A 752-nucleotide genomic window follows, 5' to 3' on the forward strand; every position below is an offset into this window, starting at 1 on the left:
GACGTTCTGCTACACGGATTTCACCTTTATCAAGAAGATTTAATGCGTGTTCGACACTTTCACGAATTTCGCCTTTTGTTGTGGTCTTGATAGAATCGCGATCATCAAATGCTTTTTCAATAATCATTTCAAGTTGTGTGAGATTGGTCATGACCAGAGTTCCGTTAAATAAGTTGAAAGCTTCAAGATGTATTTCTATGACCTACGCGAAGAAATGTATTCAGTCAATAAAACAATAAGAAAGCAGGACAGGTGCATGAAAAAAGGCTATAAAGGAAAAAGAGAAGAAGAGCAGAAAAATTGGATGCCACTTATTTGTGCAAAAGATACTCTAAAACAAGGCTATGAAATTTCTAATCTAGCACAAATGCGTTCGTCTGCTTATCGTTTGGCTTATATTGATCAGGACTTTATGATGCGTCCTGACCTACGTTCACAGCGTATAAGTCTTGAGTTTTTAAAACCGGGAATAACGCTTCAAGACTATGATATTCAATCAACAGTAGTTTTATTTGGTAGTGCCCGTATTTTTGAATCCGGGAAAGACGCGTGGGCAGCAAAAAATGAAACGCAAAAGAAAAATTTGCATGCTATGTCACATTATTACGATGAGGCAAGAGAATTTGCCCGTTTATGTTCACGTTATTCTGCAACGACCGAGTATCGTGAATTTGTGGTTGTCACTGGGGGAGGACCAGGGGTAATGGAAGCGGGAAATCGTGGTGCTGCCGATGTTGGCGCACCAACGATTG

Annotated in this window: 2 pseudogenes; one reads left to right on the forward strand and one right to left on the reverse strand. The window is 39.8% G+C overall.

Going from position 1 to position 752, the window contains the following annotated elements:
• A pseudogene (locus ACFIK8_RS11220) lies at positions 1 to 151 on the reverse strand (2,3,4,5-tetrahydropyridine-2,6-dicarboxylate N-succinyltransferase); the annotation flags it as partial.
• 105 nt (positions 152 to 256) lie between these two features.
• On the opposite strand from ACFIK8_RS11220, the pseudogene ACFIK8_RS11225 reads away from it, so the two are divergent.
• Positions 257 to 752 (forward strand): annotated as a pseudogene (locus tag ACFIK8_RS11225) (3-isopropylmalate dehydrogenase); the annotation flags it as partial.

The sequence above is a fragment of the Bartonella sp. MR168JLCBS genome (assembly GCF_042194175.1).